The organism is Candidatus Phyllobacterium onerii, assembly GCF_028331445.1.
Taxonomy (GTDB): Bacteria; Pseudomonadota; Alphaproteobacteria; order Rhizobiales; family Rhizobiaceae; genus Phyllobacterium; species Phyllobacterium onerii.
The window spans coordinates 375,102-391,033 of sequence record NZ_JAQMHX010000001.1 but is presented as its reverse complement, the minus strand read 5'-3'; the positions used below and the strand labels follow the sequence as shown (position 1 = coordinate 391,033).

17 protein-coding genes are annotated in these 15,932 nt (G+C 58.3%); 7 read left to right on the top strand and 10 right to left on the bottom strand.

Features of this window, described 5'->3' with window-relative positions:
• Positions 1-6: 6 nt before the first annotated feature.
• Both PHA01_RS01910 and PHA01_RS01905 read right to left on the bottom strand, forming a co-directional pair.
• Positions 7-687, bottom strand: coding sequence for a tetratricopeptide repeat protein (locus PHA01_RS01910; protein ID WP_271892970.1), 681 nt, complete (start codon positions 685-687; stop codon positions 7-9).
• Positions 688-830: 143 nt separating this feature from the next.
• Positions 831-1,412 carry an NnrU family protein gene (locus tag PHA01_RS01905; RefSeq protein WP_271892968.1) on the bottom strand — a complete coding sequence of 194 codons (582 nt, stop codon included), beginning with the start codon at positions 1,410-1,412 and terminating at the stop codon, positions 831-833.
• 149 nt (positions 1,413-1,561) lie between these two features.
• Here PHA01_RS01905 and PHA01_RS01900 point away from each other — a divergent pair, with 149 nt between their 5' ends.
• Positions 1,562-2,599, top strand: coding sequence for a polysaccharide deacetylase family protein (locus PHA01_RS01900; RefSeq protein ID WP_271892966.1), 1,038 nt, complete (start codon positions 1,562-1,564; stop codon positions 2,597-2,599).
• Positions 2,600-2,618: 19 nt separating this feature from the next.
• On the opposite strand, the gene sbmA is transcribed toward PHA01_RS01900, so the two are convergent.
• The 3 genes from sbmA to PHA01_RS01885 all read right to left on the bottom strand — a co-directional run bounded on the left by sbmA (position 2,619) and on the right by PHA01_RS01885 (position 6,053).
• On the bottom strand, positions 2,619-3,872 hold the full coding sequence (gene sbmA / locus PHA01_RS01895) for a peptide antibiotic transporter SbmA (RefSeq protein WP_271892964.1): 1,254 nt from the start codon (positions 3,870-3,872) through the stop codon (positions 2,619-2,621).
• A 340-nt stretch (positions 3,873-4,212) separates the two neighbouring features.
• Positions 4,213-5,373 (bottom strand): YbfB/YjiJ family MFS transporter, encoded by a 1,161-nt coding sequence (locus PHA01_RS01890; protein WP_271892963.1) that lies wholly within the window; start codon positions 5,371-5,373, stop codon positions 4,213-4,215.
• A gap of 89 nt (positions 5,374-5,462) precedes the next feature.
• Positions 5,463-6,053 (bottom strand): class I SAM-dependent methyltransferase, encoded by a 591-nt coding sequence (locus tag PHA01_RS01885; RefSeq protein ID WP_271892962.1) that lies wholly within the window; start codon positions 6,051-6,053, stop codon positions 5,463-5,465.
• Positions 6,054-6,282: 229 nt separating this feature from the next.
• Between PHA01_RS01885 and PHA01_RS01880 the strand changes: the two genes are divergently transcribed.
• From PHA01_RS01880 to PHA01_RS01860, 5 genes are all read left to right on the top strand, one after another.
• Complete coding sequence (locus PHA01_RS01880; protein WP_271892961.1) at positions 6,283-7,239, top strand: N-acetylglucosamine kinase; 957 nt, start codon at positions 6,283-6,285, stop codon at positions 7,237-7,239.
• Positions 7,236-8,102, top strand: a complete 867-nt coding sequence (locus PHA01_RS01875) for an amino acid ABC transporter permease (protein ID WP_271892960.1) — start codon at positions 7,236-7,238, stop codon at positions 8,100-8,102. The genes PHA01_RS01880 and PHA01_RS01875 overlap by 4 nt, the downstream gene beginning before the upstream one ends.
• Positions 8,099-8,887 carry an amino acid ABC transporter ATP-binding protein gene (locus tag PHA01_RS01870; protein ID WP_271892959.1) on the top strand — a complete coding sequence of 263 codons (789 nt, stop codon included), beginning with the start codon at positions 8,099-8,101 and terminating at the stop codon, positions 8,885-8,887. Before PHA01_RS01875 ends, PHA01_RS01870 begins: the two co-directional genes overlap by 4 nt.
• Positions 8,888-8,953: 66 nt before the next feature.
• Entirely contained in the window at positions 8,954-9,844 is an 891-nt protein-coding gene (locus PHA01_RS01865) for an ABC transporter substrate-binding protein (protein WP_271892958.1), read from the top strand.
• Positions 9,845-9,917: 73 nt separating this feature from the next.
• The gene (locus PHA01_RS01860) at positions 9,918-10,928 is read left to right on the top strand and encodes an SIS domain-containing protein (protein ID WP_271892957.1); all 1,011 of its coding nucleotides are present in this window, start codon (positions 9,918-9,920) and stop codon (positions 10,926-10,928) included.
• A gap of 6 nt (positions 10,929-10,934) precedes the next feature.
• On the opposite strand, the gene PHA01_RS01855 is transcribed toward PHA01_RS01860, so the two are convergent.
• The 5 genes from PHA01_RS01855 to PHA01_RS29320 all read right to left on the bottom strand — a co-directional run bounded on the left by PHA01_RS01855 (position 10,935) and on the right by PHA01_RS29320 (position 15,038).
• Positions 10,935-12,200, bottom strand: a complete 1,266-nt coding sequence (locus tag PHA01_RS01855) for an ROK family transcriptional regulator (RefSeq protein WP_271893907.1) — start codon at positions 12,198-12,200, stop codon at positions 10,935-10,937.
• A 79-nt stretch (positions 12,201-12,279) separates the two neighbouring features.
• Positions 12,280-13,296, bottom strand: coding sequence for a phosphoglycerate dehydrogenase (locus PHA01_RS01850; protein WP_271892956.1), 1,017 nt, complete (start codon positions 13,294-13,296; stop codon positions 12,280-12,282).
• Positions 13,297-13,898: 602 nt separating this feature from the next.
• On the bottom strand, positions 13,899-14,279 hold the full coding sequence (locus PHA01_RS01845; protein WP_271892955.1) for a nuclear transport factor 2 family protein: 381 nt from the start codon (positions 14,277-14,279) through the stop codon (positions 13,899-13,901).
• Between the two features lie 68 nt (positions 14,280-14,347).
• Positions 14,348-14,668, bottom strand: a complete 321-nt coding sequence (locus tag PHA01_RS01840) for a hypothetical protein (RefSeq protein WP_271892954.1) — start codon at positions 14,666-14,668, stop codon at positions 14,348-14,350.
• Positions 14,669-14,786: 118 nt separating this feature from the next.
• Positions 14,787-15,038 (bottom strand): GCG_CRPN prefix-to-repeats domain-containing protein, encoded by a 252-nt coding sequence (locus tag PHA01_RS29320; protein ID WP_417020908.1) that lies wholly within the window; start codon positions 15,036-15,038, stop codon positions 14,787-14,789.
• A 492-nt stretch (positions 15,039-15,530) separates the two neighbouring features.
• Between PHA01_RS29320 and PHA01_RS01835 the strand changes: the two genes are divergently transcribed.
• On the top strand, positions 15,531-15,920 hold the full coding sequence (locus PHA01_RS01835; RefSeq protein ID WP_271892952.1) for a nuclear transport factor 2 family protein: 390 nt from the start codon (positions 15,531-15,533) through the stop codon (positions 15,918-15,920).
• Positions 15,921-15,932 lie beyond the last annotated feature (12 nt).

Genomic DNA, 15,932 nt, shown 5'->3' with positions numbered 1-15,932 from the left:
TGTTCTTCAGCCGGCGGCAGCGGCAGGTGTGGCGCCGGTGCTCTTCAACAGATCAAGCATGGTATCGGCAAACTGGCGCACATTGGCAGGTGCAGCCTGATCATCGGAAATCTGCTGGAACAGCTTGGTCGCATCTGCACCGCGGCCGGCCTTCCAGGCGGCAAGACCAAGCGCTTCGCGGGCGGAGTGGCGCATGGGATTGCTTTCGGATGAAAGGGGCTCGGCGCGGGACGCCACGTCATCATAGGAGCCGGTATCGACGAGGATGAAGGCGGCGCGGAGCTTGGCGAGATCGCGGATGGCCTGCGGAATGGATGTATCGGCGGAGACCTTGTCGAAGGCGACGACCGCACCGGCAAGATCGCCTTTCTGGGCGATGACACCGGCCGCACGCATGCGCGCCAACACCGGATAGGCGCCGTAACCATCCTTTTCGAGCTGGTCGAGGGTCTTCAGCGCTTCGTCGTTCTTGCCGTCGCGGACAAGGTTGAGTGCGGCGAGAAACTGATCGCCGGACTGCGAAGCCTGCTTTTCCGTCCAGTACTCGTAGAAGGCAAAGACGCCAGTGCCGACAACAAGAGCCACAACCGCGCCAATCAGGAGCGAGCCATAGCGCTTCCAGAATGCCTTCACCTTGTCGGAGCGCAGTTCTTCATTTACCTCACGGAAAAAGCCGTCGTCAGTCATGGTGCCTCTGGGTAGCCTTGTGCCACCGGATCAATTGATAAAACGCGGTGCGGCTCTCGCCGTCCGCGCATGGAGTTCAGGGGCTTTTAGTCGGAAAAGTGACGCGATGTAAGGGCTAAGTTGAAAATAGCCCCTATATCAGTTCACATCGGCTGAACGCCAATCAAAAGCGCATGCAATTTCCATACGAAGAGCACGTAGAGCACGAGGCCGATGACAATGCCGATCACATCGTTGGAGACCGGGCCGGGAACGATATAGGGCGCCGCAAGCCCTGCCCGCTCCTGCCGTTTGATGGCGATGCGATCGACGACGGCCCAGGCCAGGAACGACAGAAACAGGATGAGCGACGCAAGATCGCCATTGGCGAGGAGGTGTGCCAGCGCCCAGGTCTTGATGGCGATCAGCATCGGATGTTTCAGCGCGGGTTTCATGCGGCCGGCTTTTGCGATGAATATACCGAGGAAAATGAAGGCGAACAGCATCAGCAGCGCGGTGATGTGCTTCATCCAGACTGGTGGCTCGTAGAGCACCGGAGCGTCGGGCCGGGCCAAGCCATAGCCCCATACGAGAAGCACGAAACCGACGAGCGAAATGACCGAGTAAAGGCCTTTCCACGTGTTCTCGCCCCACTGCTCCATCCTGGCGAGACGCCATTCCGGCGCAACGATGCGTACCGAATGAATTCCAAGAAAAACGATGATCCCAAGAATCAGTATCAGCATGACCGCCTCCCTCAATGCTGGCGGGAAGATAGACCCATGCGGCACGGGTTAGAAGGTGTATCGCTTGCGGTGGATCGCCGCGTCCGATCATCGCCACATTTCACCTGTAGCCACAAACATCCCTCCCCCGGAGCCGCGTATCCCGCATCATGCGTTCGATCTGTACCGTTCTCGCCGCGTCCCTCGCGTTCTCATTATCTGTGCCTGCCCTGGCAACAAGCGGGGTGGAGCTGCGCGGTTCGATTGGCGCCAAGCCGCAATACGTGCTGATCTCGTTTGATAATTCCGGCAGCAACGAACTTTGGGACCGCAGCCGGGCATTGGCACAACGTTCAAACGCCAAATTCACCTATTTCCTCTCCTGCGTATTTTTGATCGATCGCGACGACCGCAAATCCTACCAGGCGCCGAATGAACCGGCGGGACGCTCCAACATCGGCTTTGCCACCTCGAAGGAGGATATTGCCCAGCGCCTCGACAATATCTGGCGGGCTCGCAATGAAGGCAATGAGATCGCCAGCCATGCCTGCGGGCATTTCGACGGCAAGACCTGGTCGAAGGCGGACTGGGAACATGAATTGACGACATACAAACAGGTGCTCGGCGATGCCTGGAGCAAATATGGCAGCGACCCGGAGCCAGCAGGCTGGAAGCACTTCGTCGATACGGAAATACGCGGGTTCCGCGCGCCTTATCTTTCGGAAGGTCCCGCACTGCTTTCAGCGTTGAGGGACAAGGGCTATGTCTTCGACGGCAGCGGTGTATCGCGCGGTCCGGCTCTGCCGCTGCATGCCGGCGGCCTCTACCAATTCGGACTGCCGACGATCGACGAGGGGCCGAAGAACAAGCCCGTCATCGCCATGGACTATAATCTCTTCGTGCGCCATTCGGGGGCAGTGGAGCGCCCCGATCACCTCGACGAATTCGAGAACCGCGCCTACGACGCCTTCAAGGGCGCCTTTGAGCGCCAGTATGAGGGAAAGCGCATTCCGTTCCAGATCGGCCTGCATTTTACGCTGATGAATGGCGATGCTTATTGGCGTGCGCTGGAGCGTTTCACCAGCGAGGTTTGCGTCAAAGCGGACGTGCGTTGCACGACTTACAGCGAATATTTGAAGGAGACTGGCGGAACAATGCCGGTCGCCGGCGCGGAACTGGTGAAACCTGCCGCGAGCGGCGGTATCTGACCGCCCACTAACGCGGCTCTCAAGCTTCTTCGGCTTGTGTCCGCAGATAATGCTGGTCAATCTCGGGCAAGGGTTCGTCGTAGATCACCGATTCGAAGGCGCGTAGACGTTTGTAGATCGACAGCAATTCGACGATCGTTGACCATGAATTGACGAGATACTGGAACGACTCGCGCACCTGGTCGAACACGTTGGATATCTGCGTCATCAACCCCAGCGAAAGTTTGCCCGCGGCGATCGAAGGGATGAGCACGAGCAGCGAGAAGATGTTGTCGGCCTGGAGATAGAGGATGCGGGCGACATTGAAATACAGATAGTTGAAGTACAAACGGAAATAGTTTTTCCTGACATTCGAAAACAGCTGGGCCATCGTCGGTGGCTGTGCCCTGCTCTCATCGTCCTCGCCGTATACCAATTCCTTACGATATGCCGCCTCGACACGCTGATTGCGGAACTCCAGCCCTGGCAATCTGTACCCGACCACAGCGAGAAAAACCGTCCCGAACAGGGACCAGCCTACCGCGGCCCATACCAGCGCAAAGGGTATTTCGCCGATGATCGGAAGTTCGGTTACTTCCTTGGAAAGCGTGAACAGCACGGGCAAGAAAGCGATCAATGTCATCACCGAGCGAACCAGACTGACACCGAGGCCTTCCACGGTCGTGGAAAATCGCATGGTATCTTCCTGAACGCGCTGCGAGGCACCCTCGATATGCCGAAGCTGTTCCCAATGCTCCATGTAGAAATTGTTCATAGCCGTGCGCCAGCGGAAGATATAGTGGCTGATGAAAAAGGCATTTATCGAGCCAATCGTGACCGCCACGAACGCAATACCCGAGATATCTACGAGGCCGAGATATAACTGTTCGGCGGTGACGGGGGTCGTTTTGGCGAGCGCCGCCTGGATGAGATCATAATACGGCCCGTACCACGCGTTGAAAGCAACGCTGACCTGAACGGAAAAATAGGTGGCAAAGATGATCAATGCGGAGCCGAGGACGGACCAGTTTTGCCATGGATGCGGACTGTAGAACGCCCAAAAAGCATAGAACAACAACGTTGCGGCGGCGTAGTAAATGTAGAACCAGAGAAATGGCTTCGACACAAAGAGTGCAACGCCGACAATCGCCGGCGTACCCGGCGCGGCGGGTGGCAGACCAAAATTGCCGCCAAACTGCTGGCCACCAAAATACCAGAGGAAGATGGCCGCCAAGGCCCAAAGTATCGCGGAAATGAAAAAGAGCTTTGGCCTGGGAAAGAATGAGACAAACACGTGGCGGGTTCCTCGAGTGAAAAGTCTGCAGTTTGGTGGTGTTACGAGTTGCACGACTTTAACAGCATGAATAGGGCAAAGAAGAAACCGTCGTAATTAAATTGCTGTAATGATTTGGCTATGTGGCGCTAACACTGCTGCGCAACAGCTGTGCGTGGTTCGACACGCTCACCATGAGGGTGTTGGGTTGATTGCAGGAGCCAGAGATTGCAGGAGCCAGAGATTGCAGGTTTCAGATCATCGGGTCCTGCCGGCTATACCTGCAACCAACCCAACCTCCTCATGGTGAGCCTGTCGAACCACGCTCAATGTTAGAATAATCCGGTCAATCAGTTGCTTATCAACGCTTTTGACGCCCAGCGGAAAATGCAAAGAGCGCCGCCACAACGAGACCCGCTGCCGCAGCAAGCGTGGCGATGGTGAAGTCGCCGGTGATGTTGGCGACATATCCGCCGATCAGCGGTCCGATGATCTGGCCGATACCGAATGCGGCGGTCATCACCGCCATGACGCGGCGTTGTGAATGCGGCAGAAGCACCCGTCCAGCCTGAAAGCCGAAGGCGGTGATGACGATGAACGTCAGCCCCAGGAGGAGACCGCCCAGCAAGGGCCCGGCCGGCGATGGCAGGACGACGCTCGCTGCGACGCCTATCGCCTGAACAGCACACCCCAGAGCGAGCGCGACAAACGGACCGGCACGCCGCAAGAGCGGTGTCCAGAGCCAGACAGATATGGCGCCCGCAGTGCCTGTCACGAACCAGACCAGCGCTTCCATCCACGGGCTGCCATGGCTTGAGCGAACGATGGCGATGATAAACGTTGCGGTAATGATGTAGCCGAAGCCGAACAGGCCATAGGCAATGTTGATCTTGATGAATTCCGGCGTCCAGACGATGGGCGGCTCCGTTGCAGCCGAACCGCTGCGCACCGGGCCTTGCCGTATCAGCGCGAAGACGGCGATGAGGCCGAGAGCGGAAAGAACGGCCGCGCCGATCCAGTCTTCCCGCCAGCCATGGCCGGTGGCCGAACTGAAAGCAACGAGCAGAGATGAAATCGCTATTCCGGTGCCAACGCCGCCGAAATGCATCGCCTGCAAATCTTGCCGGTTTGCGGCGGCGAGATGACTGAAGACGATCGTTGCGGTGAATACCAGCATGAAGGCGCTGGCAACGCCTGCAAAGAAACGGATGATGGAAAAGAGCATCACTCCATCGCTGACGCTCATGGCGAAACAAAGCGCGGCGCTTGCGGCGAGAGACACATAGACCAAAGGTCGCTCGATGCCCGACGCCCAGCCGAAACCGGCGATGATCGCGCCGAGCAGATAACCGAAATAATTGGCCGAGGCGATAAGACCGGCGTCGCCCGGTGTCAGGCCAAGCTCGCTCATCATGCCGGGGAGGATCGGTGTGAAGATGAACCGGCCGATACCCATGCCAACCGCCATGGCCACCAGACCGCCAAGAGCGAAACGAACGGGAGATGCGGCAGGTTGGATCATCGGCGGGACATTATCGCCGCGTCATCGGGTGACAAGCCAATAAATTTGATCGTTACGTGATTTTGTGTGATCGGTTGGGGAGCAGATCGTTATCCAATCGTCTGCTTGATCTCCACACCGCGGCGCGTGATGCGGTAGACAGCCGCCGGGGGCAGATTGCAGAAGGCGCGGCCTATGCACACGGCCTCGAGGTCAAGTTCGTCCAATACAGCTGTCGGCACCGGACAGCGAAAGCCATAGGTGAATTGGTAAAACGCGCCATCGTTGCGCAGATTGCTGAAGGCTCCGTTGAGAATAGCCGCGACCTTGTCGGGCATGCTCAGGAACGGCAGGCCGCTGACGACGGCACCCGCCGGTTCAGCCTTGAACAAATCCTGTCCGCCGAGCTGTGAGGCATCCATCTGCAGGATTCGCATACCCGGGAAGCGCGTCTGCAACAATCTTGCGAATTCAGCACCGTATTCGATCAACGTCAGGTTACCGGGGCTAACACCCCGCGCCAGCAAGGCATCCGTAAAAACGCCGGTGCCCGGGCCAAGTTCGAGGACGGGACCGGAACCGGCACCGATTTCGCTGGTGATGAGCCTTGCCAAAGCCGCACTGGAGGGAGCGATCGCGCTGACTCGCGATGGATTTGTGATCAGGGCGCGAATAAAAGTCCATACGTCGCTTGTCGTCATGAAATTGTTCCACCGTGTTCACTGCCTGATTCGGCCAGCGGTGCGGGCATCAGCGACCCCAATTGCGCAAATATTACGGCTTTTTGCAACTGCGCTGCAATTAGTTTGCCGGTGCGGGCATTGCGCCCCGCAAGTCGACCCATCCATGAAGTTTGTTTGAGACGCTTCTTGCCAAACTCAATTAATTAGGTAAGTTACCTAATAATATGAATTTCGTGAAGGCGCATCCATGCTCGTGGGAATCGATATAGGCGGAACGAAGACGCAAATGATGGCGGCCAACGGCCTGGCGGTCTCCGATATATCGATGCCGACCTCTGAGTGGCGAGCGCGGGAAAACGCTGAAGCCGACGCAGCCACGCTCGTTGCAGCCTTGACGAAAGTGACCGGAGGCAAACTGCCCGGAGTTCTGGTTGCGGGTTCGCATGGCTGCGATACCGACGAGGAATGCGGGGCTTTTCAACAGCGGCTTGCGCAGCTGCTGCCGGCAACGGTTGTACTTGTCCTCAACGATTCAGAACTGCTTCTTCCAGCGGCAGGCAAGGATGTCGGCATCTCTGTTATCTGCGGCACAGGCTCCATCGCCGTTGCCCGGAGCGATGACAGGCGCATGATCGCCGCCGGCGGCTGGGGATGGTATCTCGGCGACGAAGGCAGCGCCGCCGGTCTGGTCCGGGAGGCAGCACGCACAGTGCGCAGATCGCTCGATTCGGGCGAACCTCTGGAGCCGCTGGGCCGCAGCCTGCTTCAGGCACTTGGCATCGACAATCCCGTTGAACTCGGGCGTGCGCTCGGCGATCAGGGAAGCGCCGCCAGGATTGGCAGTTTCGTACCGCTGGTCTTCGCGGCAGCCGATGCCGGATCGGCGCTCGCTCTCGATGTCATAGCACAAGGCGGCAAGGCGCTCGCGGCGTTGGTCTCGCGCCTGATCGATCGCGGCGCACCGGGGAACGATATCGTTACGGGGGGCGGCGTCATCACGCGCCAGCCTCGTCTTTTCGAAGCGTTTCAATCGGCACTCGCGACCGTCGCACCGGACTGGAGATTGACGCTTCTGCGGGAACCGCCGGTGGTCGGCGCCATGGCACTCGCGCGGCAACTGCAGGCGGGAGAGCGTCCGGCCTATCTGCCGCTTCCCCATATAGCCGGCACCATCTCTAACGAAGACGACTGGAGGGCGGCATGAGCGAACAAAGGATTATTCCTGCGCGCAACTGGGGCCAATGGGTGATTGCCATCCTCCTCATCGCGATCGTTGGCTTTCTACTGGCCATGGTCATCATGAGCCGCCACATCACATGGTCGGCGATCCCGCAATATCTTTTCGACGAAACCATTCTCGAAGGCATCAAGCTCACCATCCTTTTCACGGTGCTTTCGATGCTGATCAGTATCGTTGCCGGCGGTGTGCTGGCGATGATGCGTCTCTCGCCGAACGCGATCGTCAGCGGCTTTGCCAGTCTTTACATCTGGTTCTTCCGCGGCACGCCGCTGCTCGTCCAGATCATCTTCTGGTTCAACATCCAGCTCTTCATCCCGAGTATCGATATCGGCTCGATCCATTTCGATACGAACTCGATCATCACCGCCTTTGTCGCCGCCTTGCTGGCCCTCAGCCTCAACGAAGCGGCCTACATGGCGGAAATCATGCGCGGCGGCTTGATGGCGGTCGACAGCGGCCAGCAGGAGGCCGCGAAGGCGTTAGGGTACACGCCGACCCAGTCGATGCTGCGCATCATCTTTCCGCAGGCGCTGCGGGTCATCATCCCGCCGATCGGCAACCAGACGATTTCGATGCTGAAGACGACCTCACTGGTTTCGGTGGTGGCGGCGCAGGATCTCCTGACCCGCGCCCAGAACATCTACGCCAAGAACTTCCTCATCATCGAACTGCTGATCGTTGCCAGCATCTGGTACCTCGTGATGACGACGGTCGCTTCGAGCTTGCAATACGTGATCGAACGCCGGCTTGGCCGGTCCACCAGCGATGCACCCATGGCCTGGCGTGCTGCCCTGCGCCTGCTTCGTGCCGAAGGGAGCAATGGATGACCCAGCAACCAGAATTCACGACCAGCGGCGCTATGGTGGAAGCTCTCGACGTTCGCAAGTCATTCGGCGCGCACGAAGTCCTGAAGGGGATCAACCTGACGATCCGCAAGGGCGAAGTCGTCTGCCTGCTCGGCCCGTCGGGGAGCGGCAAATCGACATTCCTGCGCTGTATCAACCATCTCGAACGCATGAGCGGCGGGCGCATCCTCGTTGACGGCCATTTGATCGGCTACAACGAGCGCCATGGCCTGCTCTACGAGATGAGCGGCAAGGAACTCGCTCGGCAGCGCCAGGACATCGGCATGGTGTTCCAGCGATTCAATCTCTTCGCGCATCATGACGTGCTCACCAATATCTCGCAGGCACCGATGCTGATCCGCGGCCAATCGCGCGAACAGGCCTTCTCCCGTGCCAGGGAGTTGTTGAAGCTCGTCGATCTCGAGGGTCGGGAGGATGCCTATCCTTACCAGCTTTCCGGGGGCCAGCAGCAGCGGGTCGCCATTGCCCGCGCACTTGCCATGAACCCGAAGCTGATGCTGTTCGACGAGCCCACCTCGGCCCTCGATCCGGAACTCGTCGGCGAAGTGCTGGCGGTCATGCGCAAGCTTGCGGCCGATGGCATGACCATGCTCGTCGTCACGCACGAACTAGCCTTTGCACGGGAGGTCGCCGACCGCGTGATCTTCATGGATCAGGGCGTCGTGGTCGAAGAAGGCCCGGCGCGGCAGGTCATCGACGCGCCGCAGCACGAGCGAACCAAAACATTTCTCAGACGAATGCACTGACCGGACCGGCAACCATTTGTCTGAAGGCCGCACGTCTTTCACGTGCATCAAGAAAAGGGGAATGCCATGAATACCAGATTGTTGAAACTGTCTCTTGCCACCATCGCCATCCTCATGGCGGGTACGGCTGGCTTTGCCGCCGGCACCGACCAGAAGCTGCACGACATGCTTCCGGAGAAAATCAAGACCGCGGGCGAGATCAAGGTGGGAACCGAACCGCAAACGCCGCCTTATGATTTTTATGGGGAGGACAACAAGACCATCATCGGACTGGAGCGCGAGCTGCGCGACGAGATGGGCACGCGTCTTGGCGTGAAGTTCACGGACATGCCGGCGCAGTTCGCCAGCATCATTCCGGGCATACAGGCCGGCCGCTTCGACATCGGCATGTCGGCTTTCGGCGATTTCGCCGAGCGTGAAAAGATCGTGGATATCGTCAACTACATGCTTGAGGGCACCAGCATCATCGTGCTCGAGGGCAACCCCAAGAACATCCACAAGTTGAAGGATGCCTGCGGTCTGAATGCCGGCGCGGTCCAGGGCTCGATTCCGCTCGAACTGCTCGACAAACAAAAAGGCCTGTGCCCAGCGGACAAGCCGCTCAACGTCATGCAGTTCCCCTCCAACGACCAGATCAAGATCGCGCTGCAGAGCGGGCGCGTCGATCTATCCATGGATACGACCGGCGTTGCCGCCTACAGCCTGCAGCATCAGCCGGAAGGCAACAAGAAGATCGAACTCGTTCCCGGTGCGCAATACGCCGTCGGGTATCAGGCCGTGCTCGTCGGCAAGGAAAGCAACCAGCTGCGCGACGCCCTCGCCGCCACGCTTCAATCGATGATCGATGACGGCTCCTACGCCAAAATCTTCGACAAATGGGGTCTTGGCGAAAACAAGCTCGACAAGATCACCATCAACGACGCCGCCCGCTTCGCCGACTATCTGAAGCTCGACTGACGCAGCCTTCTCTCAAGGCCGGAGGGCATCGCGTCTTCCGGCCCATAAATCTCATCAGCATACGGAATGAAAAATGACCGACAGAGTCCCCTACCGCGAAGCTATCGCCCTGCAGCCCGCCGCTCTCGAAGCCTGCCTGAACAGCGTTTCCAGGACGCTGGATACGATCGATCTTGAGCCGCTGAAATCGGGAACGATCGTCCTCGCAGGCATCGGCGCCAGTCTCTACGCGGCGGTCGTTGCGGCGGCGCAGATGCGCAATCAAGGGATGCGTGCCTTTGCGCTTGCGGCGACCGACCTTTACGACCCATCCATCGATGCGGGCGATGCCTATATCGCATTTTCCGCTTCCGGCCGCAGTATCGAGCCGGCGAAGGCGATGGAAGTGCGCCCGGACAAGCCGACCTACGGTATCGCAACGGCAAGCGGAACGCCGCTCTCCAAGGTCGTTCATCACATGATCCCGACGAATAGCGGCATGGATAGCGGTCCGAACACCACCAGCTATCTTGGCTCGTTGCTGACGGCGGCATTGCTTGCAGACAAGGCCGGGCGCCCTTCCGGTACCGATTGGACGGCGCTGCCCTCGGCCGCAAAATCGGTTCTCGAAACGGTCAAACCGCAGGTCGAAAAGGCCGCGAAGATGCTTGGCAACCGCAAGGCCATCGACTGCGTTGGCGCAGGCTGCGCCTATGGTACGGCGGGATATATATCGCTGCTGATCCGCGAGGCGGCCCGTATTTCGGCCCAGGATTGGGACACGCTGAACTTCCTGCATGGCCCGATGGAACCGAACGACAAGGATAGCGGCGTCATCCTTTTTGGCGATGGCCGGGAAGTGCAGCTTGCCAGGGACCTTGCCGGCTTCGCCATTCCGGCGGTGTTGATCACAAGTCGCAGCGACGTGACTGACGCCGACAATCTCGTCGTCATCAACGTGCCCGCATTCAGTCCCGGTATTGGCGATGCCATCCTGCAGGCCATTCCGGCGCAGCTGATTATCGCCACGCTCTCCGAGGATGCGGGGCTCCCCGTCTGCAACTTCCGTTACCGGCAGCCGGACACCAAGCTCGCTGTTTCGTGAAGGAAACTATTGGCGGACAGGTTCCGCCAAAGTCCCCGGAAAAAGGAAGGCAGCGCTGCTGTCTTCCCCGAGCAAACCGGCCATGGCGAAATCAACGCCCAGACGCACCGCGCCAAGCACCGTCGCCTGGTTTGAAAGTTCGCTGACCCTGATCTCCACCGGCCAGCAAAGCTCCCTCACGACCTTGTCGACACCTTCGAGCAGGATCGCATTCTGTCCGACACCCCCCCCGAGTACGACGAGCTCGGGATCGAGTATACTGACGCAGGATGCAACCAGATTGCCGATATCGTTCGCGTGGCGTTGGATGCAGGACCGGGCATGACCGGAAGTCTGCGCGCGTGAAAACAGCTCTGCCGTCGAGAGCGGAGGCTCCCCCTCCGATGCAGGCCAATTCTCCTTGCAACGCTGCAGGAGCTGCACCGAACCGAGGTAGGTTTCAACGTGCTGGAAGCGGGGCTTCTCCGTTTCGGACCAGGGGAAAGGCAAATGCCCGACCTCGCCCGCACCGCCGCGAAACCCGCGAAACAGCTTGCCATCCAGGACAATCCCTACACCGACCTTGACGCCGATCTGCAGATAAATGGCAAAGGAATGATGTTTGGCCGCTCCCTCGTGATATTCCGCCAGCGCTGCGCAATTAACATTGTTCTCGACCACAATCGGCACATTGTAGGCGTCTTGCAGCCTCTGTAGCGTCTGCGCAAAATCATCACGTGCTGGAAGCCGCTCGAGTGTCTGCGAGATTATATTGGGCAGAGCAATCGCGATTACCCGTAGCGGCCCGTGGCTTTTCCCGCATTGCGACAAGAGAGATTCGATCGCCGTTTCGATTGCCCGGAACCGCTGCACCGGGTTTTCGCCATCAACGCCGACCGGCTGCTGCAACTCGACAAAATTCTGACCATCGAGCTTCGACGCCATCGCATGGATCTGGGTGGTGCCACAATCGACGCCAATCGCAAAACCGGCCTCCGCACCGAGCCCATACGTCACCGCGGTGCGGCCAACGGCCCCCCTTGCGACACCATTCGAGGCTACAAGCCCATGGGCTTCGAGTTCGCCGACGGCGGCGGACATTGTTGGCTTGGAAAAAGCCAGCGCGGCGCTCAGTTGCGGCCTCGTGACCGGTCCGGAACGCGAGATCATTTTCAGGACTGATCGAGCGCTTTCTGTAAGTGGCTGATGGACGATCGGGGCAGCAATGGTTTTCAAGGGATATCGTTTCAAAATCTGTCCGGAAAAGGCTTCGCATGAACTGCCACGCGACATGGATGTTCGGTAAGGCAGTTTACAATATATGTCTTCGATACAGAAGTCCCGCCCGTCGACGAACGTCGCCTTCGAAACGTCACCCTGCTGCTGCGGGTTTCCGTCCATCGGCGATGACACATGCTTCAGGCAGCTTTTCGCCGTCGAAGACTGAAATGACGGTTTTTGCCGCAATCATGTTGGTTCGGGCGAGAGCCTCCACCGACGAGCCGGCGGAATGCGGCGTGGCGATCACATTGGCCAGTGCGACAAGTTCGTCCGAAACCGGCTTGAAGGCGGGATCGCCTTCACTGACATAGACATCCAGCCCTGCCCCGGCGATCCGGCCACCCTTCAATGCAGCCAGAAGGTCCCGGTCATCGACAAGCCCGCCACGCGCGGTGTTGATCAAAATGGCGGTAGGCTTCATGAGCGCAAGCGCGGCACTATCGATGAGGAACCGCGTTTCCGGGGACAAGGGAGCGTGCACACTGACGACATCGCTCTGCCGGAGGAGCGTCTGCATATCGACATAGGTGATGCCGTTGCCTTCGCCATATTCCCGGTCGGGACGGGGGTGGCAGACAAGAATGCGCGTTTCAAAACCCTTCAAGCGTTGCACCAGGCTCTTGCCTATACGGCCAAGCCCGATGATGCCGACGGTTTTCCCGGAAAGGTCGGAGCTTGTCAGAATGGACCAGTTGCCCGCCAGCATGCGGTTTTGCGATTCACGCAGGCGACGGGCGACGGCAAGCATCAAGCCGATGGTGTGGTCGGCGACCGAAGCATCGTTACCGCCCGCGCCGATGGTGAGGACACGGCCGAGGTCTCTGACAGCATTGACATCGACCCGGTCATAACCCACCCCGCGCCGCGCCAGAACCTGTAGATCCGGCAGAGCGGTCAGCAGTTCGCGTGTGACATAAGCCTGACCGACGATCCAGCCGGATGCGCCTTCAAGCAGGCTGGCCAATTGCCGCGTTGCCAAGCTGCCATCGCCCTCACCCTTTTGCCATTGGACGATATCAACCTCGCACCCATGCTGTTTAAGGTAGGCGTGCGCCTCTTCATCGAAGAAAGGCGAGGTAACAACGACGCGTCTATGCGAACTCTTCATAATCTCATATCGATTGACGGGATTGGATCCCTGCTGGTCAGCAGAGTGTGGACACTATCGCCACTCCTGTGGCTTTCAAAGCAAAAATCGGTACGAAAACAATTTCGGGGTTTCGCCATCTATCAGCCGATTCCGGTCCCGATCAACTGTCCGCTGCAAGACAGGGAGTTGACGCGAGCCCGAAATGAGTTTTTTAATGGCCGCGTCGCTGGACTAATCAACGGCATACCGGCGATTGAGAGCCCATGTGCTCCAGCCAGGTGGGAGCACAGACATGCCCCAAAGACCCAATTTCAAACTTTCATGCCCTGATTGCGGAGAAATCTATCTCCACATACCCCATGGTATAACAAACTCAACGGTCATCCACTGCAGCATGTGCGGCAGCACCCTGGGAACCTGGCTGCAGACGGCAGCCTCTTTTATTGCCGATGGCGGTCAAAATGAAGGGTTCGGAATGCGTGACGCACCAATCATGGGGGAAGCGGCAAGAGATGCGCCACAATGACTGGTCATATCATGTCTATGGCCCCGTGTTCCTTATCGGCGTTGCACTTGCGGTAGGTTTCGGCTGGTTGTTGCATTGACCGGCAGATTTCTGTTCACGCCTGCTCGCTGCGAATGAATTCGCCATGCTTTGCCTCGTGCGGAATTGACCAGCCGAAATAGACTTCCGCATCGGTGATTTGGCCATCGCGCACCACCAGGATCTCCGTGTTGCGAAACCGATGGCCGTCGGTGTTGCTTCCTTCATAGGTAACAAAGACCTTGTCAGCGTAGGGCACGAGGTGAATGAACTCGAAACCCTCGACCATCTCGCTATTCGGCCAGCAACGCGCGAAATAGGTGGCGCGGTCAATCCGGTTGTCGAGTGGACTGGTGAAGTGAAAGTCCTCGGCAATCAGCGCCTCTATCGCCGCACGGTCCTTTGCGACGTAGGCTTCATAGCTGGCGCGGGCAATCTCGGTTATATCCTTCGTCATCGATCATTCCTTCATAAGCGAAGCGATCGTTTCGTCTCGCCGACAGTCGGTCAACAATCGTACCTGGACTAATTCGCCGGGGCCGGGTTTTTCGTTTGAGTATCTCCCCCGGAGCCCGTTTGAGGCGTGGGGTTGGGGTCGACCGGAGTGTTCGTTACAGGCTGATCTGTCGAAGACGCTGCCGGGGGTGCGCTCTGCTCTGCGCTGCCGTTGCTTCCAACTCCTGCCGCGTTGTCGACGCGCTCGCCATACAATTCAGCCGCGCCCCATGCGACAAGCGCGAGGAGGAGCGCTACGATCAGCACGTTTAGTACTGGCCGTCCGAGTGGCCCCTGGCGCGCTTCATTCGTTGTTTCACGGACCGGGGATTCTGAAGGTTTGTTGTCCATTGCGCCATCCTTTCACTGTAAAAGATGAACCGATCAACGACAATATGGTTCCCCGAAATTCTATGATCGCTGGCGAACGCCGGCGCCCTTCATCAGGACGCCGGCTGCAGATATGTTGTTAGTTGGGTACGCAGAATCCGCGTGGCGTTAAGTGAAATCCGCGTGGACATGCCCGGTATACCGGACGATTCCGCACACAATTTCCGTAGCGGTTGACATGCCAACCGGGGCCGCACCGCGCAACTCTTCGGTTGGGAACACAGCGTCCCCACCGGTTCACGTGCCATCCGCGACCACAACGCCAACCCACCTGCTCGACCGGAGTCGATACTTCCGGCGACCCGGTCGCGGGTGTGATCGGAGCCGCCATGGCTGGCGCACCGAACGAGAACAATCCACCGATTAAAACAAGTGCAGAAAGTCCTGATTTGAGTGACATGCAAGATACCTCCTTTTCAACATGCCCCGTGCCTTAAAAAATAAGTCGTCAACATGAATGGGAAATGAACAGAAGCGTGCATCGCTTTCTATGTTTGGAACCATGAACCGGCTTCAATGACAAGCCAGAATTAAGGTGCGCTGGAACGCGAGAAGATAGACTATACTGTTTTCAGCAGTGGGCCGTGCAGTGAAGCGCCGCTCGAGAAATGATAATGAACGACAATAGATCCTGGCTTCTTGAAATAGTTGTGTTTGCAATCATCCTTGTTGTGCTTCTCTCGGCGAGTTTTTCCTTTCTACCCTCGTAATACGGTTGCGGCACGTCAAACCGGCTACCTGCAGGGGATCGTTGCGCGGCCTTGCTGGAACTTGAGGCGAATGTAGAGCGTTTTGCGGTAATACAATATTGTAGGAGGAAGTGATGAACGCTCATGCCATGCCAACGAAGGACGAAATCGTGGCCCTCGAGAAATCCTATTGGGACGCGATGAAGGCGAAAGACGGCCGCCGCACTTCGGAACTCTCGGGAAAGACTGCCCTCGTTACCGGCACACAGGGCGTTATGCGTATCGAGAAAGAGAAAATGGGGAAGATGACCGAGGAAGGAAAATGGAGCCTCGAATCCTATGTCTTCGAAGATGTCGAAGTATCCACACCCTCCCCGGATATTGCGCTCATTGCATATACAGTTCGGCAGAGCGTCAAGATGGACGGCAAGTCGCAAGATATGAGAGCAGCCGATAGTTCTGTCTGGATACGCGGGTCGAATGGATGGGAGTGTCACGCCCACAGCGAGACACTTTTAAAGTGATCCAGCGCCACT

Excerpts from the sequence above, each read along its gene's own strand:
- PHA01_RS01860 (WP_271892957.1), top strand. The coding sequence starts at position 9,918 with ATGACCGACAGAGTCCCCTACCGCGAAGCTATCGCCCTGCAGCCCGCC.
- PHA01_RS01845 (WP_271892955.1), bottom strand. The coding sequence starts at position 14,279 with ATGACGAAGGATATAACCGAGATTGCCCGCGCCAGCTATGAAGCCTAC.
- PHA01_RS01910 (WP_271892970.1), bottom strand. The coding sequence starts at position 687 with ATGACTGACGACGGCTTTTTCCGTGAGGTAAATGAAGAACTGCGCTCC.
- PHA01_RS01890 (WP_271892963.1), bottom strand. The coding sequence starts at position 5,373 with ATGATCCAACCTGCCGCATCTCCCGTTCGTTTCGCTCTTGGCGGTCTG.
- PHA01_RS01855 (WP_271893907.1), bottom strand. The coding sequence starts at position 12,200 with ATGTCGCGTGGCAGTTCATGCGAAGCCTTTTCCGGACAGATTTTGAAA.
- PHA01_RS01850 (WP_271892956.1), bottom strand. The coding sequence starts at position 13,296 with ATGAAGAGTTCGCATAGACGCGTCGTTGTTACCTCGCCTTTCTTCGAT.
- PHA01_RS01870 (WP_271892959.1), top strand. The coding sequence starts at position 8,099 with ATGACCCAGCAACCAGAATTCACGACCAGCGGCGCTATGGTGGAAGCT.
- PHA01_RS29320 (WP_417020908.1), bottom strand. The coding sequence starts at position 15,038 with ATGGCGGCTCCGATCACACCCGCGACCGGGTCGCCGGAAGTATCGACT.
- PHA01_RS01835 (WP_271892952.1), top strand. The coding sequence starts at position 15,531 with ATGAACGCTCATGCCATGCCAACGAAGGACGAAATCGTGGCCCTCGAG.
- PHA01_RS01885 (WP_271892962.1), bottom strand. The coding sequence starts at position 6,053 with ATGACGACAAGCGACGTATGGACTTTTATTCGCGCCCTGATCACAAAT.
- PHA01_RS01905 (WP_271892968.1), bottom strand. The coding sequence starts at position 1,412 with ATGCTGATACTGATTCTTGGGATCATCGTTTTTCTTGGAATTCATTCG.
- PHA01_RS01840 (WP_271892954.1), bottom strand. The coding sequence starts at position 14,668 with ATGGACAACAAACCTTCAGAATCCCCGGTCCGTGAAACAACGAATGAA.
- PHA01_RS01900 (WP_271892966.1), top strand. The coding sequence starts at position 1,562 with ATGCGTTCGATCTGTACCGTTCTCGCCGCGTCCCTCGCGTTCTCATTA.
- PHA01_RS01875 (WP_271892960.1), top strand. The coding sequence starts at position 7,236 with ATGAGCGAACAAAGGATTATTCCTGCGCGCAACTGGGGCCAATGGGTG.
- PHA01_RS01865 (WP_271892958.1), top strand. The coding sequence starts at position 8,954 with ATGAATACCAGATTGTTGAAACTGTCTCTTGCCACCATCGCCATCCTC.
- PHA01_RS01880 (WP_271892961.1), top strand. The coding sequence starts at position 6,283 with ATGCTCGTGGGAATCGATATAGGCGGAACGAAGACGCAAATGATGGCG.